Annotated in this window: 17 protein-coding genes; 12 read left to right on the plus strand and 5 right to left on the minus strand. The window is 70.7% G+C overall.

Annotated features, from left to right (window positions below; genetic code table 11):
• Window positions 1-5: 5 nt before the first annotated feature.
• The 8 genes from ACIG5F_RS25335 to ACIG5F_RS25370 all read left to right on the plus strand — a co-directional run bounded on the left by ACIG5F_RS25335 (window position 6) and on the right by ACIG5F_RS25370 (window position 10094).
• Window positions 6-902, plus strand: a complete 897-nt coding sequence (locus tag ACIG5F_RS25335; RefSeq protein ID WP_396521424.1) for a carbohydrate ABC transporter permease — start codon at window positions 6-8, stop codon at window positions 900-902.
• On the plus strand, window positions 902-3262 hold the full coding sequence (locus ACIG5F_RS25340) for a glycosyl hydrolase family 95 catalytic domain-containing protein (protein WP_396521426.1): 2361 nt from the start codon (window positions 902-904) through the stop codon (window positions 3260-3262). Before ACIG5F_RS25335 ends, ACIG5F_RS25340 begins: the two co-directional genes overlap by 1 nt.
• Window positions 3256-4227: an acetylxylan esterase gene (locus tag ACIG5F_RS25345; RefSeq protein ID WP_396521428.1), complete on the plus strand. Its 972-nt coding sequence runs from the start codon at window positions 3256-3258 to the stop codon at window positions 4225-4227. Before ACIG5F_RS25340 ends, ACIG5F_RS25345 begins: the two co-directional genes overlap by 7 nt.
• Window positions 4228-4230: 3 nt before the next feature.
• Window positions 4231-5592 (plus strand): ABC transporter substrate-binding protein, encoded by a 1362-nt coding sequence (locus ACIG5F_RS25350; protein ID WP_396521430.1) that lies wholly within the window; start codon window positions 4231-4233, stop codon window positions 5590-5592.
• A 236-nt stretch (window positions 5593-5828) separates the two neighbouring features.
• Complete coding sequence (locus ACIG5F_RS25355) at window positions 5829-7952, plus strand: alpha-galactosidase (protein WP_396521432.1); 2124 nt, start codon at window positions 5829-5831, stop codon at window positions 7950-7952.
• 37 nt (window positions 7953-7989) lie between these two features.
• Window positions 7990-8673: a GntR family transcriptional regulator gene (locus ACIG5F_RS25360; RefSeq protein WP_396521434.1), complete on the plus strand. Its 684-nt coding sequence runs from the start codon at window positions 7990-7992 to the stop codon at window positions 8671-8673.
• A gap of 40 nt (window positions 8674-8713) precedes the next feature.
• Window positions 8714-8875: a hypothetical protein gene (locus ACIG5F_RS25365; RefSeq protein ID WP_396521436.1), complete on the plus strand. Its 162-nt coding sequence runs from the start codon at window positions 8714-8716 to the stop codon at window positions 8873-8875.
• 157 nt (window positions 8876-9032) lie between these two features.
• Window positions 9033-10094, plus strand: a complete 1062-nt coding sequence (locus ACIG5F_RS25370) for an MFS transporter (protein ID WP_396521438.1) — start codon at window positions 9033-9035, stop codon at window positions 10092-10094.
• Here the strand turns inward: ACIG5F_RS25370 and trpC are convergent.
• Window positions 10072-10851, minus strand: coding sequence for an indole-3-glycerol phosphate synthase TrpC (trpC, locus tag ACIG5F_RS25375; protein ID WP_396521440.1), 780 nt, complete (start codon window positions 10849-10851; stop codon window positions 10072-10074). The genes ACIG5F_RS25370 and trpC overlap by 23 nt on opposite strands.
• 75 nt (window positions 10852-10926) lie before the next feature.
• Between trpC and ACIG5F_RS25380 the strand changes: the two genes are divergently transcribed.
• The 3 genes from ACIG5F_RS25380 to ACIG5F_RS25390 are packed head-to-tail and all read left to right on the plus strand — an operon-like array spanning window position 10927 to window position 13150.
• Window positions 10927-11760: an oxidoreductase gene (locus tag ACIG5F_RS25380; protein WP_396521441.1), complete on the plus strand. Its 834-nt coding sequence runs from the start codon at window positions 10927-10929 to the stop codon at window positions 11758-11760.
• A complete protein-coding gene (locus tag ACIG5F_RS25385; protein ID WP_396521443.1) occupies window positions 11757-12584 on the plus strand; it encodes an aldo/keto reductase in 828 nt (275 codons plus the stop codon). Before ACIG5F_RS25380 ends, ACIG5F_RS25385 begins: the two co-directional genes overlap by 4 nt.
• Window positions 12581-13150, plus strand: coding sequence for a TetR/AcrR family transcriptional regulator (locus tag ACIG5F_RS25390; RefSeq protein WP_396521444.1), 570 nt, complete (start codon window positions 12581-12583; stop codon window positions 13148-13150). Before ACIG5F_RS25385 ends, ACIG5F_RS25390 begins: the two co-directional genes overlap by 4 nt.
• 43 nt (window positions 13151-13193) lie before the next feature.
• Here ACIG5F_RS25390 and ACIG5F_RS25395 read toward each other — a convergent pair whose 3' ends face one another.
• The 3 genes from ACIG5F_RS25395 to ACIG5F_RS25405 all read right to left on the minus strand — a co-directional run bounded on the left by ACIG5F_RS25395 (window position 13194) and on the right by ACIG5F_RS25405 (window position 15887).
• Window positions 13194-13667, minus strand: a complete 474-nt coding sequence (locus ACIG5F_RS25395) for a hypothetical protein (RefSeq protein ID WP_396521446.1) — start codon at window positions 13665-13667, stop codon at window positions 13194-13196.
• 94 nt (window positions 13668-13761) lie between these two features.
• The gene (locus ACIG5F_RS25400; RefSeq protein WP_396521448.1) at window positions 13762-14865 is read right to left on the minus strand and encodes a M20/M25/M40 family metallo-hydrolase; all 1104 of its coding nucleotides are present in this window, start codon (window positions 14863-14865) and stop codon (window positions 13762-13764) included.
• A complete protein-coding gene (locus ACIG5F_RS25405) occupies window positions 14862-15887 on the minus strand; it encodes a pyridoxal-phosphate dependent enzyme (protein WP_396521450.1) in 1026 nt (341 codons plus the stop codon). Before ACIG5F_RS25405 ends, ACIG5F_RS25400 begins: the two co-directional genes overlap by 4 nt.
• A gap of 84 nt (window positions 15888-15971) precedes the next feature.
• Between ACIG5F_RS25405 and ACIG5F_RS25410 the strand changes: the two genes are divergently transcribed.
• Window positions 15972-16859, plus strand: coding sequence for a LysR family transcriptional regulator (locus ACIG5F_RS25410; protein ID WP_396521452.1), 888 nt, complete (start codon window positions 15972-15974; stop codon window positions 16857-16859).
• On the opposite strand, the gene ACIG5F_RS25415 is transcribed toward ACIG5F_RS25410, so the two are convergent.
• Complete coding sequence (locus ACIG5F_RS25415; RefSeq protein WP_396521454.1) at window positions 16826-17446, minus strand: L-threonylcarbamoyladenylate synthase; 621 nt, start codon at window positions 17444-17446, stop codon at window positions 16826-16828. The two genes, ACIG5F_RS25410 and ACIG5F_RS25415, sit on opposite strands and share 34 nt — an antisense overlap.
• Window positions 17447-17455: the final 9 nt, after the last annotated feature.

Consider the following 17455-nt stretch of genomic DNA (forward strand, 5'->3'; position numbering starts at 1 on the left):
CGGTCGTGGCTAACCGTTCCGTCACCAACCGGCCCTCGGTCGGTCGGGCCCTGGCCTGGGTCTACCTGGCCGTGATCATCCTGGTCACGCTGTTCCCGTTCTACTGGATCCTGCGCACCGCGCTGTCCAACAACTACGCCCTGCACACCGACCCGTCCTCGCTGCTGCCGGTGGACTTCACCCTCGGCGCGTTCAAGCGGGCGCTGGGGCTGGCCTCGGTGGCCGAGGCCCAGGCCGAGGGCGGCTCCGGCGCGGCCCTGGACACCGCGCTGTACCTGCGCAACTCCCTGGTCTACGCCGGCGTGCAGACGGCGCTGGTGGTGTTCTGCTCGGCCACCGCCGCCTACGCCTTCTCCCGGCTGCGCTGGAAGGGCCGCGAGGTCGTGTTCTCGGTGCTGCTGTGCGCCCTGATGGTGCCGGCGATCTTCACCCTGATCCCCAACTTCGTGCTGGTGAAGAACCTGGGCCTGACCAACACCTTCGCCGGCATGATCCTGCCCGGCGCGTTCTTCTCCGCGTTCAACATCTTCTTCCTGCGCCAGTTCATGCTCGGCCTGAGCAGCGAGGTGGAGGAGGCCGCGACCATCGACGGGGCCGGGCCGCTGCGGGTGTTCTTCCGCATCGTGCTGCCGATGTGCGCCGCGCCGCTGGCCACGCTGTGCCTGCTGACGTTCATCAACACCTGGAACGACTACTTCTGGCCGCTGATGGTCACCACCGACGACACCGTGCGGCCGCTGACCCTGGCCCTGGCCGTGTTCAAGCAGTCATCGCCCAACACCGCGGTGGACTGGGCCGGCCTGATGGCGGCCACCCTGATCGCCGCGCTGCCCATGCTGCTGCTGTTCGTGCTGTTCGGCCGGCGCATCGTCAACTCCATCGGCTTCACCGGGATCAAATGATGAGACACGACGACTTGGTGCTGTCCTGGCCGACGCCGGCGGCCGAGTGGATCGAGGCCGCGCCGGTCGGCAACGGCCGGCTGGGGGCCATGGTCTTCGGCGGCCCGGGCCGGACCCGCTTGCAGGTCAACGACTCCACGGTCTGGTCGGGCACCCCGCACGGGCCGGCCGACAGCCTGGCCGACCTGCTGGCCGACGGCGCGGGCCCGGCGCGGCTGGCCGAGGCGCGCGACGCGATCCGGGCCGGCGACCACCAGACCGCCGAGCGGCTGCTGATGTCCTTCGAGGGCCCGTACAGCCAGGAGTTCCTGCCGTTCGTGGATCTCTGGCTGACGCTGGGGGAGGGCACGCTGGAGAGCCGGACCCTCAACCTGGACAACGGTGTGGCGCACGAGTTCCTCAGCCTGGACGGCCACGAGGTGCAGCGCTCGGTGTGGGCCAGCCACCCGGCCGGCGTGCTCTGCGTGCACATCAGCGGGCAGACGAATCTCACGCTGGAGCTGGATTCCCCGCTCAAGGTCGTGCACCGGATGCTCAACGACCAGGGCTTCTTTCTGGGCGTGGAGATTCCGGTCGACGGCGCGCCGCAGCACGAGCCGCAGGTGATCGAGCCGCTGCACTACGCCGGCGGCCCGGTCGACGACTACGACCCGTTCGGCGCGGTGGTGGTCCGCGTCCACACCGACGGCGAAGTGTCCATTTCGGACCACCAGCTGACGGTCGCCGGATCCACCGAGGCCCTGATCGTGCTGGCCAGTTCCACCGCCGCCCGGGACTTCTGGGACGGCACGCCGGCCCGCACCCGCACCGAGCACTTCGCCGCCGCCGAGACCCGGGTCGCGCAGGCCCTGGCGCAGGGCGCCGAGCAGTTGTTGCGGGAGCACGATTCCGACCTGCGGTCGCTGCTCGGCGGCACCTCGCTGCGTATCGGGCGTCAGGTCAACGGCCCGATCGACGTGGCCGCGGATGTCCTGTCGGGACGGGACGAGCGGCTCACCGCGACCGTGATGTTCCAGTACGGCCGGTACTTGCTGGCCTCGTCGTCGCGGCCGGGCAGCGGCCCGCCGGCCAACCTCCAGGGCGTGTGGAACGCCGACCTGCGACCGGCCTGGTCCTCCAACTACACGGTCAACATCAACACCGAGATGAACTACTGGCCGGCCGAGGTGACCGGGCTCGGCCAGTGCCACCTGCCGCTGATCGACCTGCTGGACAAGATGGCGGCCAACGGCGCCGCCGTCGCCCGCGAGCTGTACGGGGCGCGCGGCTGGGTCACCCACCACAACACCGACATGTGGGGCTGGGCGCTGCCGGTCGGCATGGGCCACGGCGCGCCGTCCTGGGCGATCTGGCAGATGGGCGGGGCCTGGCTGGTCCAACACGCGTGGGACCACTACGAATTCACCGGCGACACCGAGTTCCTCAGGGCCAGGGCCTGGCCATTGCTGCGCGGCTGCGCCGAGTTCTGCCTCGACTGGCTGGTCGATGGCGACGGCTGGCTGGACACGATTCCGTCCACCTCGCCCGAGAACTGGTTCCTGGTCAAGGGGAACGAGGAGTCGCTGTCCTGGTCGTGCACCATGGACATGTCCTTGATCCGGGCCGTGTTCACCCGCTGCCTGGACACGGCCCGGATCGCCGATATCGACGACCCGGTGCTGGCGGAGATCGAGAAGGCCCTGCCCCGCCTGCGCCCGCCGGCGATCACCGCCGGCGGCTGGCTCCAGGAGTGGGTCGAGGACTTCCCCGAGCAGGACCCCAAGCACCGGCACATGTCCCAGCTGGTGACCGTTTTTCCGTTGGGGCAGATCGATCCCGAGTCGACGCCGGAGCTGGCCGACGCGGCGGTGAACCTGATGGACCGCCGGGGCAACGGCGCGATGGGTTGGTCGTGGGCGTGGAAGATCGCGCTGCGGGCCCGGCTGGGCGACGGCGAGACGGCCCGGTCGCTGCTGCTGGAGGCCACCCGCCCGCTCGGCTTCGACTGGGATGTCAGCGCCCCGGTCGACGGCTCCCAGTGGGGCGGCCTGCTGCCCAACCTGTTCAGCTCGCACCCGCCGTTCCAGATCGACGGCAACTACGGCTTCCCGGCCGGCATCGCGGAAATGCTGGTGCAGAGCCACAATGACGTGATCCGGGTGCTGCCGGCCCTGCCGGCCAGCTGGCCGAGCGGGGCCCTGACCGGGGTGCGCCTGCGGGGCGGCCTGTCGGCCGACATCACCTGGCGCGACGCAACCTTGGCCGCCCTGAGCATTCGCCGGCTGAGCGGCGATCCACTCAGGACGGTCACCGTCGCCTACGCCGGCCGCCGCGAGGAGCTGTTCCTCGCGGTCGGCGAGGAGAGGCGGCTGGCGTGCTGAACGTCTGGGACTACCGCAGCTCCTACAAGGAGCCCGAGGACTTCGACGAGTTCTGGACGTCCACGATCGCCGAGGCCCGCGCGCACGAGCTGGCGCCGACGATCACGCCGGTCGAGACGCGGCTGGTCACGGTCGAGGTGTTCGACGTGACCTTCCCGGGTTTCGGCGGCCACCCGATCAGGGCCTGGCTGCGGCTTCCCAAGCACCGCACGGGAAAGCTGCCGGCAGTGGTGCAGTTCCACGGCTACTCCAGCGGTCGCGGGGCGCCGATCGAGGACCTGCTGTGGTCCTCGGCCGGCTACGCCCACCTGTTCATGGACGTGCGCGGCCAGGGCGGCGACTGGGCCGGCGGCGACACGCCCGACCCGGTCGGCAGCGGGCCGGCCTACCCGGGGTTTCTCACCCGGGGCATCGAGAACCGGGACGACTACTTCTACCGCCGGGTCTACACCGACGCGGTGCGGGCCGTGGACACCGTGCGCAGCCTGGACTTCGTCGACCCGGAGCGGGTGGCGGTGATCGGCAACAGCCAGGGGGCCGGCATCGCGCTGGCCGCCGCCGGCCTGGTGCCCGACCTCGCGGCCGCGCACATCCAGGCCCCGTTCCTGTCCGACATCCAACAGGCGACGCGGCTGGTGCGCGCCTTTCCGTACGAGGAAATCACCAAGTACCTGGCCATTCACCGCAGCAGTGCGGACCAGGTGTGGTCGACGCTGGCCTACTTCGACGGCATCGCCTTCGCCCGCAGGGCCGAGGCGCCGGCGTGGTTCTCGGCCGGCCAGTTGGACGACGTCGTGCCGGCCCAGGCGGTGTTCGGCGCCTATCACGAGTACTGGGGACCCAAACAGATCCGGCTGTGGGAGCACAACGGGCACGAGGCAGGCGGCGCCGAGGACTCGGCGATCGCGCTGGCCGCGTTCGCGCAGACCCTCCACTCCGGACAGTCCCATCGAAACGAGGAATAGCCGATGTTGAAGAAGCTGCTCGCGGCCGCGCTGGCGACCGCGTCCGTCGTCGGACTGTCGGCCTGCGGCGGCTCCGGCTCCGGGTCGTCCACCGGCACGATCAACTGGTGGACCTGGGACGACAAGCAGGCCGCGGCCTACCAGTCGTGCGCGACCGCGTTCGAGAAGGCCAATCCCGGCGTCACCGTGAAGATCTCGCAGTACGCGGTGGACTCCTACTTCACCAAGCTGACCGCCGGCTTCGTCGCCGGCACCGCGCCGGACGCGTTCCAGAACTCGGTGCAGTTCTTCCAGGCCTACGCCTCCCAGCACCAGCTGCTGCCGCTGGACGACTACATCAGCAAGACCAACTTCGACCTGAAGAAGTTCTCGGTCGGCGTGGACGCCTGGAAGTACACCGACGGCAAGCAGTACGCGCTGCCGCTGGACTGGGCGGCCGCGGCGATCTTCTACAACGTCGACGCGCTGACCAAGGCCGGCTACACCGCGGCCGACGTGGACAACCTGAACTGGAACCCGGACAACGGCGGCACCTTCGACAAGATGGTGGCCCACCTGACCGTCGACGCGAACGGCAAGCGCGGCGACGAGGCCGGCTTCGACAAGAACCACATCGCCACCTACGGCACGGGTCAGCTGGCGGCCAAGGACTTCATCGGCCAGACCACGTGGAACTCGTTCGTGTCGACCACCGGCTGGCGGCAGGGCGACAAGCCGCAGTGGCCGACCAAGTTCAACTACGACGACCCCAACTTCACCAAGACCATGAAGTACATCAAGTCGCTGACCGACCGCGGCTTCGCGCCGAAGATCAACACGTTCAGCGCCGGCGAGGGCACCGCCACCATCAGCGACGTGGACCTGCTGGGCACCGGCAAGATCGCGCTGGAGAACGCCGGCTCGTGGGAGGCGGCCACGTTCGCCAAGCTGCCGGGCGTCAAGGTGGGCATCGCGCCGACCGTGCTCGGCCCCGACGGCAAGACCCGCTCGGACATGTCCAACTCCAACGGCAACAACATCTGGGCCGGCACCAAGAACCCCGACCTGACCTGGAAGTGGGTCTCGTACATGGGGTCGCAGGAGTGCCAGTCGACGGCCGGCGCCTCCGGCACGTTCTTCCCGTCCATCCCGGCGGCGATGGACTCGGCCGCGGCGGCCGTGGCCAAGCAGGGCGTGGACCTGTCGGTGTTCACCAAGGCGCTCAAGGACGGCTCGCTGTACGGCGCGCCCGCCTACGCCAACGGCGCCGACCTCCAGCAGACGCTGGAGCCGCTGTTCGAGGCGTACTTCAGCGGCAGCCGCGGCGACGACGTGTTCGCCGAGATGACGCAGAAGGCCAAGGACATCCTCAACAAGAAGAACTGACCTGAGCAGCCTCCCCCAAGAATTCAACGCTGCGATCCAAGCAGATCAACCTGGCAGTCCAAGGGGCTCGCAGTCCCAGGGGCCAGGGTCGCGGGGGCCTGGCAGTCGCCAGGGCTGACAGGCCCAGGGCCGCCCGGTCCGGCGTCTGGCTGGTTCGGGGCGTGACGGTCGGCCGGAAATCGACATTCGGTCTGTCGGAGAGCGGGACTCGCGGGGGTTCGGGAGAGGGAGTGGGCGTGGTGGGGCGGTTCGCGCAGTTGCGGGCGGCGGGGGTCGGGTTCGTGGTGGACCTGGCCGCGTCGCCGGCGCCGGTGGTCGTGCACTGGGGGCGCGACCTCGGCGAGCTGGACGAGTCGGGGCTGGCGGCGCTGGCTCTGGTCGGCGAGCCGGCGGTGCTGAACAACTCGGTGGATGTGCCGCGCCGGTGTTCGGTGTGGCCGTCGGAGTTCGAGGGCTGGGCCGGCACGCCGGCCCTGTCCGGGCACCGCGACGGCGTGGCCACCACGCCCCGGCCACGTCTGGTCGAGCACTCGCTGGCCGACAACCGGCTGGAGCTCGTGCTGGACGACGCGATCACGGGCCTGCGCATCACGCTGAACTACGAGATGGACGACAGCGGTGTGCTGTCGGCACGAGCCGCGCTGGCAGCCTCGAAGCCGTATGAGGTTGCCGGCGTTTCCACCCTGCTGCCGTTGCCGAGCCGGGCCGTGGAGGTCCTGGACTTCACCGGGAAGTGGTGCCGCGAGCGGTCGCCGCAGCGGACCCGGCTCGGCCACGGCGCGCACGTCCGCGAGTCCCGGCGCGGCAAGCCGGGCCAGGACTCGGCCTTCCTGATGACCGTCGGCGTGCCCGGATACGGGTTCGGCGGCGGCGAGGTGTGGGCCGTGCACGTGGCGTGGAGCGGCGATCAGCGTTATGTGGCCGAGCAGTTGCCGGAGACGCCGCCGGTGTTGGGCGGCGGGGAACTCCTGCGGGCGGGCGAGGTCCGCCTCGGTCCCGGTGAGCGCTACGACACGCCGATCCTGCTGTTCGCCTGGTCCGATGAGGGCCTGGACGGGTTGGCCGCCCGCTGGCACGCCTTGCAGCGCAAGAAGGTCCGCCCGCCACGGCCGCTGGTGCTGAACACCTGGGAGGCCGTCTACTTCAACCACGACTTGGACCGACTGCTGGCGTTGGCCGACGCGGCGGCCAAGGTCGGCGTGGAGCGGGTCGTGCTCGACGACGGCTGGTTCCGCGGCCGTCGCGACGACACCGCCGGGCTGGGGGACTGGCAGGTCGATCTCACGGTGTGGCCGCACGGGCTCACTCCGTTCGTGGACCACGTCAAGGGCCTGGGCATGCAGTTCGGCCTGTGGTTCGAGCCGGAGATGGTGAATCTGGACTCGGACCTGGCCCGCGAGCACCCGGACTGGATCCTCGGCGTGCCCGGCGAACCGGGTCCACCCTCGCGCAACCAGTACGTCGTCGATCTGTCGAATCCCGACGCCTGGGCCTATCTGCTGACCTCGATCGACGACCTTGTCTCAGAGTATGGGATCGACTACATCAAGTGGGACCACAACCGGGACCTGCACGAGGCGGTCACCCATGCGGGCCGGCCGTCCGTGCACAACCAGACCCTGGCCCTGTACCGCCTGATCGACGAGCTCAAGCGCCGGCATCCGGACCTGGAGATCGAGTCGTGCGCCAGCGGCGGCGGCCGGGTTGATCTCGGGATTCTGGCCCGCACCGACCGGGTCTGGGCCTCGGACTGCAACGACCCCGTTGAGCGGCAGTCGATCCAGCGCTGGACCGCGCAGCTGCTGCCGCCCGAGCTGATCGGCTCGCATGTGGGCCCGGAACGCAGCCACACGACCGGTCGGCGCACCGACGTCTCGTTCCGCCTGGCCACGGCCCTGTTCGGCCACGCCGGCATCGAGCAGGACCTGACGGCGTGCTCGCCGGAGGAGATCGACCGCCTCACCGCGTGGGCGGCCCTGCACAAGGAGTTCCGGCCCTTGCTGCATTCGGGTCGCGTGGTGCGGGCCGACCTTCCTGACGACGCCGGACTTTTTTTCCACGGTGTCATTTCTAATGAGCAAGGATTGTTCTGCCTGGCCCGGATTTCCACATCGCCTGCGGGACAATCGTGGCGGGTCCGGCTGCCCGGCCTGTCGCGGGGGCGTGACTACCGGCTGCGGATCCGAGGCGACCTCGGACTCCCGTCGATGCGCCAGGTCAGGGCCCCGGAATGGGTCACGGCGGCGCTGGACGGCTGGGTGCGCGTGCCGGGCGCGGCGCTGGTCGACGCGGGCGTGGCGATGCCTACGCTCGATCCCGGTCAGGCGTTACTCTTGGAGGTAATCGTAGATCGTGCATGATCCACCAGATCCGGTATTGTATTCCGGGGAGGTTGTGGTGCGGGTGAATGAGACTGGTGGTCCCCGGCTGTCGGCGCTCAAGGGTCGGCAGGTGCTCGCGGACGGTGTGTACGAGCAGATCCGGACGCTGATCATGAACGACGGCATCGCCCCGGGCGATCGAGTGAACATCGACGAGGTGGCGCGCGAGCTCGACGTGTCCGGCACGCCGGTGCGGGAAGCGTTGGCGCGCCTGGAGTCCGAGGGCCTCGTGGTGCGGCTTCCGTTGCGCGGCTACCGCGTCGCGGACCTGCTCACCCGGTCCGAGGTGGAGGACATCTACGGGCTGCGGCTGCTGCTGGAGCCGCCGAGCGCGGCCCGGGCGGCGTCGGTGATGACCGAACAGTGGGCCGCCGCGCTGGAAGCGGAGATGGCCACCTGCCCGGTCGCCCCCGGCGACGACAACTACGAGGACTACAAGGCGCTGTCGGCCCACGACGCCCGGCTGCACGAGCTCATCCTGCACATCGCCGGCAACTCCGCGGTGGAGCAGGCCTTCGAGCGCACGCACTGCCATCTGCACTTCTTTCGGTTGGCCTACAACCAGACCTCGGGCGTGGCCGCGCTGGCCGAGCACCGGGAGCTGGTGGACGCGCTGGTGTCGGGCAAGCCCTCGTTGGCCCGCAAGGCCATGACCAACCACCTGGAGACCGCCCGCGACCGCCTCACCGTTCGCATGTGAACAGCTCGGGCAACGCCAGGAAGGGCCCGATACTGGCGCAGTGAACGGGCCTTTCCTGGCGTTGGGCGACCCGCAGGAGACCCTCATCGGCGGTGTGCGGGACAGCGGCTGGGGCCGGACCGGCCCGTGCAGCCTGGCCGACTTCACCGACCTGATCTGGATCAACGTGCAGAGCGGCCAGCGCCACCGCCCGATCTCCTGAGCCTCATGCCGGGAAGGACCCCGAGTGGGCGCCTCGGCGAGAATCACGTAGATCGCTCACCTCCGTGCCGTGTAGCCTCATCCCCGTGACTTCCCCGGAGGCGGACAGACGGTAGCGACCCTGTCGCTGCTGTCCCGTCACGCCTCTGGAGTGGGTGTTGCTTCCCGTAGTTGTGTTTGTGCTGGCCGCTGCCGTTTTCGCGCAGGGCACGTCCGAGTTCATGCTGTCCGGCCTGCTGCCGTCGATCGCCGCGGACTGCGGCGTTTCCGTCGGCACGGCTGGCCTTCTCACCTCGTTGTTCGCCGTCGGCATGGTGTTGGGCGCGCCGGCGATGACCGCCATCCCGATATCCCGCCGCCCGGCGCTGATCGGGTTCCTGCTGTTGTTCAGCGCCAGCCACGTGGTCGGCGCGCTGACCGTGGATTTCGGTGTGCTGCTGGGGACCCGGGCGGTCGCCGCGGTGGCCAACGCCGGATTTCTGGCCGTGGCTTTGGCAAGTCTGCCGTCGTTGGCGCCGCCGGCGCTGGTCGGCCGGGCCACCTCGGTGATCCTCGCCGGCGTGACCGTGGCCTGCATCGTCGGCGTGCCGGCGGGCACGGTTCTCGGCCAGTATCTGGGCTGGCACGCCACGTTCTGGGCCGTCGCCGCGATCACGGCCGCGTGCGCGCTGTTTCCGTTGCGGGTCAAGGATTCCCCGCGTGACTCCGTGGTCGATGAGTGGCGGAGCGTGCGCTGCTTCCGGCTGATCCTGGTCGGGGTGCTGGTGAACGCGGCGACCTTCGCCGGGTTCACCTACCTCGGTGTCTTCGCCGCCGGCTTCGGCGGCGTCTGGGTTCCCGTTGCCCTGGCGCTGTTCGGACTCGGCTCGTTCGCCGGCGTGACGGCGGCCGGCCGGGGACTGGTTCGCTTCGGGCCGGCGGTGCTGGTCGTGGTGTGGCTGGCCGCGCTGCTCGCGTCGGCCAGCCTGCCCGGCCTGCTCATTGCCGCTTTCGCTTGCGGCGCCTGCTCTTTCGGCGTCGGGGCGACGCTGATCGGGGCCATCGTGCGGACCGCGTCGGCCGCCGCGCCGAACATCGCCGGGGCGCTGGCCACCACGGCGTTCAACGTGGGCGCGGTGGCGGGCCCGGCGCTGGCCGGCCTGGCCGTGAGCCAGGCCTTCCTGGTCAGCGCCGGATTCGCGCTGGTGGCGGCGGTGGTCAGACCGCGCGGAACTTGGTGATGGCCTCGCGCGGGTCGCCGGACTTCACCAGCGCCTCGCCGACCAGCACCACGTCGGCGCCCTGCCGGTGATACTCGGCGACGTCGTCGGGTCCGGCCACGCCGGACTCGGCGACCCGCACCGCGCCGGCCGGGATCGCCGGGGCCAGCCGGCCGAACACCGACCGGTCGACCTCCAGCGTGGTCAGGTCGCGGGCGTTGATGCCGATGACCTGCGCGCCGATCTCGGCGGCGCGGCCGACCTCGTCCTCGGTGTGCGCCTCCACCAATGGCGTCAGGCCGAGCTCGCGGGCCAGCCCGTACAGCTCGCCGAGCAGGCCGCCGTCCAGGGACACGACCATCAGCAGCGCCAGGTCGGCCCCGTGCGCGCGGGCCTCCCACAGCTGGTACGGCGTGACGATGAAGTCCTTGCGCAGCACCGGAACCGACACCTCGGCGCGGACCGCGTCGAGGTCGGCCAGCGAGCCGCCGAAGCGGCGCTGCTCGGTGAGCACGCTGATCGCCGCCGCCCCGCCGGCCGCGTACTCGGCGGCCAGCTTGGCCGGGTCGGGGATGTCGGCCAGGGCCCCCTTGCTGGGGCTGCGGCGCTTCACCTCGGCGATGATCGACACGCCGTCGGCGCGGAAGCCCGGCAGCGGGTCGCGCGCGGGCGGCGCGTCGGCCACCCGTGACCGCAGCTCGGCCAGGGAGGTCTCGCTCTGGCGCTGGGCCAGGTCCGCCCGCACGCCGTCCAGGATTCCGTCGAGCACCGTCGTCATGCCCCGAGCCTATCGGTTGACGCCGTCGCCGGCCGCTATCTAAACTGAACGTACAGTTCACCAAAGGAGGCGGGGATGAGGACCTGGTTCATCACCGGGGCGTCCCGCGGGTTCGGGTTCGAGATCGCCCGACAGGCCCTGGACCTGGGCGACAACGTGGTGGCGACGGCCCGCACGCCCGGGGCGATCGCCGCGGAGCTGACCTCGGAGCGGCTGCTCGCGCTGCCGCTGGACGTGTCCGATCCGGACGCGGCCCAGCGGGCGGTGGACGCCGCGGTCGACCGGTTCGGCGGCATCGACGTGCTGGTCAACAACGCCGGCCGGGGATTGCTCGGCGCCGTGGAGGAGGCGGCCGACGCCGAGATCCGGGCCGTGTACGAGACCAACGTGTTCGGGCTGCTGGCCGTGACCCGGGCCGTGCTGCCGGTGCTGCGCCGGCAGCGCTCCGGCCACGTGCTCACCATCAGCTCGGTCGGCGGCTTCAGCGGCACCGCGGGCTGGGGCATCTACAACTCGACCAAGTTCGCCGTCGAGGGCCTGAGCGAGGCGCTGCGGGTCGAGCTGGCGCCGCTCGGCATCCACGTGACCATCGTGGAGCCGGGCATGTTCCGCACCGACTTCCTCGACGACAGCTCGCTGCACGCGGCGGCCGTCACCATCGAGGACTACCACGAGACCGCCGGGCAGACCCGGCAGCGCCCGTCCACCTTCAACCACCAGCAGCAGGGCGATCCGGCCAAGGCCGCGGCGGCGATCATCACCGTCGCGTCGGCCGAGAAGCCGCCGCTGCGCGTGCAGCTCGGGGCCGACTGCGTGGCCCGGGTCGAGGCCAAGCTCGCACAGGTCGCCGACGAGCTGGCGTCATGGCGGGAACTGGCCCTTTCCACGGCATTCGAGGAGCAGAGATGACGTACCTGATCGGCGGCGACCTTCCCGTGAACCGGCTCGGTTACGGGGCGATGCAGCTCACCGGGCCCGGGGTCTGGGGCGACCCCTCGGATCCCGGCGAGGCCGTGCGGGTGTTGCGGCGAGCCGTCGAGCTCGGCGTGACTCTGATCGACACGGCCGATTCGTACGGGCCCTTCGTGGCCGATCGGTTCATCCGCGAGGCCCTGCACCCGTATCCGGCGGACCTGGTGATCGCCACCAAGGTCGGCTTCACCCGGGGCGGGCCCGGCGTGTGGACCCCGCTCGGCCGGCCCGAGTACCTGCGGCAGCAGACCGAGCTGAACCTGCGGCACCTCGGCCTGGAGCGGATCGACCTGTTGCAGCTGCACCGGATCGACCCGTCGGTGCCGCTGGCCGACCAGCTCGGCGAGCTGGTCGCCTTGCGGCAGGAGGGAAAGGTCCGGCACATCGGGCTGTCCGAGGTGAGCGTGGCCCAGCTGGCCGAGGCACGGGAGATCGCGCCCATCGCCACCGTGCAGAACTACTACAACCTCGTGCACCGCGAGCACGAGGACGTGCTGGACTACGCCGAGGCCAACGGAATCGGCTTCATTCCGTTCTTTCCCTTGGCCACCGGCAATCTGGCCCGGCCCGGCAGCCCGCTCGACCAGGCGGCCAAGGCCCACGAGGCCACGCCCTCGCAGCTGGCGCTGGCCTGGCTGCTGCGGCGGTCCCCGGCCATGCTGCCCATTCCCGGCACCTCCAAGGTCGCGCACCTGGAGGAGAACCTCGCCGGTGGGCGGATCTCCTTGTCCGACGAGGAGTTCGCGGCGGTCAGCGCGTGACTCGCGCCAATCCTCGTAGTGTCCGCGCGCACAACGACGTGCTCGCGGCCACTATGGCACTGCTCGACGAGGGTGGCCTGCCGTGCGCCACCGTCGACGCCATCAGCGCCCGGTCCGGGGTGTCCAAGGCCACCATCTACAAGCACTGGCCCAACCGCACCGCCGTCGCCGCCGAGGCCTTCGGCCTGCGCATGGCCGACGCCATTCCCTTGCCCGACAACGGAAACGCCCGCGACGACCTGACCGAGCAGGTCCGCCGCGTCAGCGCCTTCTACGCCGGGCACTCGGGCCGCGTCTTCGCCCAGCTGCTCGCCGCCACCGTCGCCGACCCCGAGGCCGCGCCGTACTTCCGCCAGTTCTTCCTCGACGGCCGCCGCAAGGCGATCGGCGTGTTGTGGGACCGCGCCCTGGCCCGCGACGAGGTCCGTGCCGAGGTCTCCGTGGAGACCGCCATCGACCTGCTCTTCGGCCCGCTGATCTTCAGGCTGCTGAGCGGGCACGCCCCGTTGACGGTCGCCGAGGCGGACGCGATTTCCGGTGCGGCACTGGGTGGTCTGCTGGCCTGACGCGCCCGGCCGGCCGGGTCTCCCCGGCCGGCCGAGCCGGGGCTCACCAGCCCCGGTGCCAGTCGGACCAGGAGCTGTCCGGGTAGGCGATGGCGTAGTACCAGTCGTCGTCCGTGCCGCGCACATGGACCACGTTGCCGTTGGTCAGGAACAGGCCGATGTCACCAGGGGAGTCGACGCCGTTGGTCTCGGCGTAGCCGTTGCCGACGTGATGCCATCCGCTGCCGCCATCGGCGTAGATGGGGCGGTCGCTGCCGAGGACCCCGATCACGACGTTCTCGATGTTGCCGCCGCCGAAGTTGATCTCCAGGGAGTGCGACCAGCAGAGCATCGTCCCATGATTTCCGAAGTTGTCCGTGATCGGCTCCTTGTCGCCGTTGCACGGCGCCGTCGCCCACACGCTCTGCGGGGACAGCGACTGCGATGCGACCGCATTGGCCGCGCCACCGGTCAGCAGGCTCATACCCAGTGCCGCTACCACGGCGGCGGCCGGCAGCAGTCTTCGCTTGGTGTTCATCGCTCTCCCTCGGTGGTTGTGGCTCGTGCAGCCAACGGTGACCCAGCCGAGGTCGTGGTGCCAGGTGTTTCGGCGCAGGCCGAAATCCTTGCTGTCAGTGGCAGAAGCGCAGGGCGGTGGCGGTGAGGGTCTCGGCGCAGCGGGCGGTGTCGGCGAGGCTGACCCATTCGACGTCGGCGTGCGCGCCGTCCCCCGAAGGTCCGAACAGGACGGTGGGGATGCCGGCGGCGGAGATGAAGGCCGAGTCGGCCCAGTAGCTGACGCCGGTGATCTCCGCCCCGCTGACGTCGGCCAGCAGCGTCACGATCTCGCTGTCGGCGATGGTCTCGAACGGCTCGCGCGCGAGGGTGGTGCGGTGGGAGGCGACAAGAGCGGGGTCGTCGGCCTGGCAGGAGGCCAGGAGATCCTGGATGTCCCGCTCGACGTCGGCCACGGACTCCCCGGGCAGGGTGCGGCGTTCGATGGTGAGGACGCAGCGGTCGGGCACCGTGGACTCCTCCCGGCCGCCATTGATCAGCGAGGCGTGCAGGGCGCCGGGCCCGAGGCGAGGGTGTTCGTGCTGGCGGAGGGCGATCCCCAGCCGGTCGAGGGCGACGAGAACGGGGCCGGTGCGCATGATGGCGTCGACGCCGAGCTCGGGGCGGGAGCCGTGCGCGGCCCGGCCGACGACCTCGATCTCGGTCCAGACGAAACCCTTGTGCGCCACGGCAACCGTGGACTCGGTGGGCTCGCAGACGATGGCGGCGTCGGCGGTGAGCACCGACAGGACCTCCTGCACGCCGAGGCTGGCGTGCTCCTCGTCGGCGACGCAGGCGACGACAACCTCGCCGGCCAGCGAGTCCACATTGGCGTCACGGCAGGCGATCAGCGCGGCGGCGAGGCCGGCCTTCATGTCATACGAGCCGCGCCCGTACAAGCGGTCACCGTCCACTTGGGACTTGGCGATCGACTGTCCGAGACCGACGGTGTCCAGGTGCCCGCACAGCATGAGCCGACGACCGGGACCGCCCCGCGTGGTCCGGACGATCACGTTGGGGCGACTGGGAGTCGCCTCCAGCACCTCGACGGCCAGCCCGGCCTGAATGGCCCACGAGGCGACGAAATCGGCGATCTCGCGTTCGCCGGCCGCTCCCGGCGCCAACGACGGATTGACGGAGTCGATGTCCACCAACTGCTTCAGCAGCTCCTCGACCGTCACCGGTGACGACCTTCCGTGCACACCAACACAATGACGCCGTCGACCGGAACGTCCAGGACGTGCCGGGCGGCCCGGACGCCGGCCAGGGTGGCGGCCCCGGACGGACCGGCGTTCACACCGAGCTCGCCGAGATCGGCGACCGCCTGCCGGGTTTCCTCGTCGGAGACGGCCACGGCGGTGTCGAGACCAGCCAGCAGGTCAGGGAAAGCCGTGCTGGACGGGGTGCCGCAGTTCAGGCCGGCCATCACGGTGTCCGTGGTGTCGACGGTGACCAGCCGGCCGGCGTCCAAACTGGACAGCACACACGGTGCGGCCGAAGGCTCCACGCCCAGCAGGGAAACCTCGCCGGGAGTGCTGCGGTAGTGCCGAACCGCCGCCTGGGCAAAGGATCCGACGCCCATCGGCACCGCGACCAGCGACGGCTGCTCGGTGATCTCCCGGAACAGCGTCGAATAACCGTCGACGATCGCCGCCGGGATGGCTTCGTAGCCGTCCCAAGCCGTGTCCTGCACCAGAACTCCGTCCGCGGCGGCGGCTTCGCGACAGGCCTCGTCGTACGTGCCGTCGACACGAACGACCTCGGCCCCCTCGGCGCGAATGGCGTCCACGGCATGCGGGGCGACGTGCGTCGGCACGAACACGGTGGCCGACACCCTGAGCAGCCGGGCGAAGTGGGCGATGGCCCGGCCGTGGTTGCCGTCGGTGGCGGTGACCAGCCGGATCCCGCGCCCGGCGACCAGCGACCGCAGGCCGTCGAGCGTGACGGGGCCGTCCGGGTCGAAGCCGACCAGCGCCTGCCGGACGCCCCACGACGCGCCGAGCACCTTGAACGCCGGCAGCCCGAGCCGCGTCGACTCGTCCTTGACCAGCACTCGGCCCACCCCGAACTCGGCCGCGAGCTTCGGCACGTCGATCAGCGGCGTCGGGGCGTAGCCGGGGAGCAGGCGGTGGAAGTCCCACGGCTGGTCCGGGGCCGGGGAGCAGCGCCAGCGCCGGGCCTCGGGGCGACGGTAGACGGTCATGGGACCAGTGTGCCGGGCCGTGACCATGAAGGGAAAGCGCGCGTTTCTGGCGTATATCGTTCAGTTTACCTTATCATTGCCTCCGTGTTCGACCTGCACCGGCTGCGCCTGCTCAAGGAGCTGCACACCCGCGGCACCCTCGCCGCCGTCGCCACCGCGCTCGGCTACAGCAGCTCGGCCGTGTCGCAACAGCTGGCGCTGCTGGAGAAAGAGGCCGGCGCGCCGCTGCTCGAACGGGTCGGCCGTGGCGTGCGGCTGACTCCGCAGGCGCTGATCCTCGTCGGCCACGCCGAGGCCGTGCTCGATCGCCTGGAGCAGGCCGAGGCCGAGATCGAGGCCTCGCTGACCACGGCCGGCGGCGTCGTCCGGGTCGCCGCGTTCCAGACCGCGATGCTCACGCTGATGCCGCCACTGCTGGACTTGCTGGCGCAACACGCGCCCGGGCTACGCCTCGACGCCGTCCAGTTGGAGCCCGATGTGGCGCTGTCCGTGCTCACCGCCGGCGGCTGCGATCTCGTGCTGGCCGAGGAGTATCCGGGCCATCCGCTGCCAAGGCCGGCCGGCACGGACCGGGTCGACCTCGGCGTCGACGCCATGCGGCTGGCTGTACCGCGCGGTTCACCCGGCCGCAGCCTGGCCCGGCTGGCCGACCGGCGCTGGATCCTCGAACCGGCCGACACCGAGAGCGGCCGCTGGGCTCGGGCCCTGTGCCGGGAGCAGGGATTCGAGCCGGACGTGGCCTTCCACTCCACCGACATCGTGGCGCACATCCGCATGGTCGAGACCGGCCACGCCGTGGCCATCCTGCCCGACCTGGTCTGGGCCGACCGCCCGCCGTCCGGCCTCGAACTCGGCCATCGCCGGATCTACACGTGCGCCCGTGAAGGCACGCAACGAAGGCCGGGCGTGGTGGCGGTCCGGGACGGGCTTCGCGAGGTCTACTCGAAGCGGGTGGGGTCGCCGGCGCCGTAGCGGACGATCTCGGGCGCGCCGTCGGAGAAGTCGATCACGGTGGTCGGCTCGGTGCCGCACTCGCCGGAGTCGATGACCGCGTCGACCACGTGGTCGAGGCGCTCCTTGATCTCCCAGCCCTGGGTCATGGGCTCCTCCTGGTCGGGCAGCAGGAGGGTGCTGGACACCAGCGGCTCGCCCAGCTCGGCCAGCAGGGCCTGGGCCACCACGTGGTCGGGGATGCGCACGCCGACGGTCTTCTTCTTGGGGTGCATGAGGCGCCGCGGCACCTCCTTGGTCGCCGGCAGGATGAACGTGTAGCTGCCGGGGGTGCTGGCCTTGATCGCCCGGAACACCGCGTTGTCCACGATCACCAACTGCCCGAGCTGGGCGAAGTCCCGGCACACCAGGGTGAAGTGGTGCCGGTCGTCGAGGTGCCGGATGGAGCGGATCCGGTCGAGGCCGTCCCGGTTGCCGAGCTGGCAGCCCAGCGCGAAGCAGGAGTCCGTGGGATAGGCGATCAGCCCGTCCTCGCGCAGGATGTCGATCACCTGCCCGATGGAGCGCCGCTGCGGGTTCGCCGGATGCACATCGAAGTACCGGGCCATGGGCTTGAT

This window comes from Kutzneria sp. NPDC052558 (genome assembly GCF_044547355.1).
GTDB lineage: Bacteria > Actinomycetota > Actinomycetes > Mycobacteriales > Pseudonocardiaceae > Kutzneria.

Bases quoted from the DNA above. Each gene is read 5' to 3' on its own strand.
- ACIG5F_RS25340 (WP_396521426.1), top strand. From the start codon at position 902: ATGAGACACGACGACTTGGTGCTGTCCTGGCCGACGCCGGCGGCCGAG.
- ACIG5F_RS25350 (WP_396521430.1), top strand. From the start codon at position 4,231: ATGTTGAAGAAGCTGCTCGCGGCCGCGCTGGCGACCGCGTCCGTCGTC.
- trpC (WP_396521440.1), bottom strand. From the start codon at position 10,851: ATGACGACGGTGCTCGACGGAATCCTGGACGGCGTGCGGGCGGACCTG.
- ACIG5F_RS25380 (WP_396521441.1), top strand. From the start codon at position 10,927: ATGAGGACCTGGTTCATCACCGGGGCGTCCCGCGGGTTCGGGTTCGAG.
- ACIG5F_RS25385 (WP_396521443.1), top strand. From the start codon at position 11,757: ATGACGTACCTGATCGGCGGCGACCTTCCCGTGAACCGGCTCGGTTAC.
- ACIG5F_RS25395 (WP_396521446.1), bottom strand. From the start codon at position 13,667: ATGAACACCAAGCGAAGACTGCTGCCGGCCGCCGCCGTGGTAGCGGCA.
- ACIG5F_RS25405 (WP_396521450.1), bottom strand. From the start codon at position 15,887: ATGACCGTCTACCGTCGCCCCGAGGCCCGGCGCTGGCGCTGCTCCCCG.
- ACIG5F_RS25415 (WP_396521454.1), bottom strand. From the start codon at position 17,446: ATGGCCCGGTACTTCGATGTGCATCCGGCGAACCCGCAGCGGCGCTCC.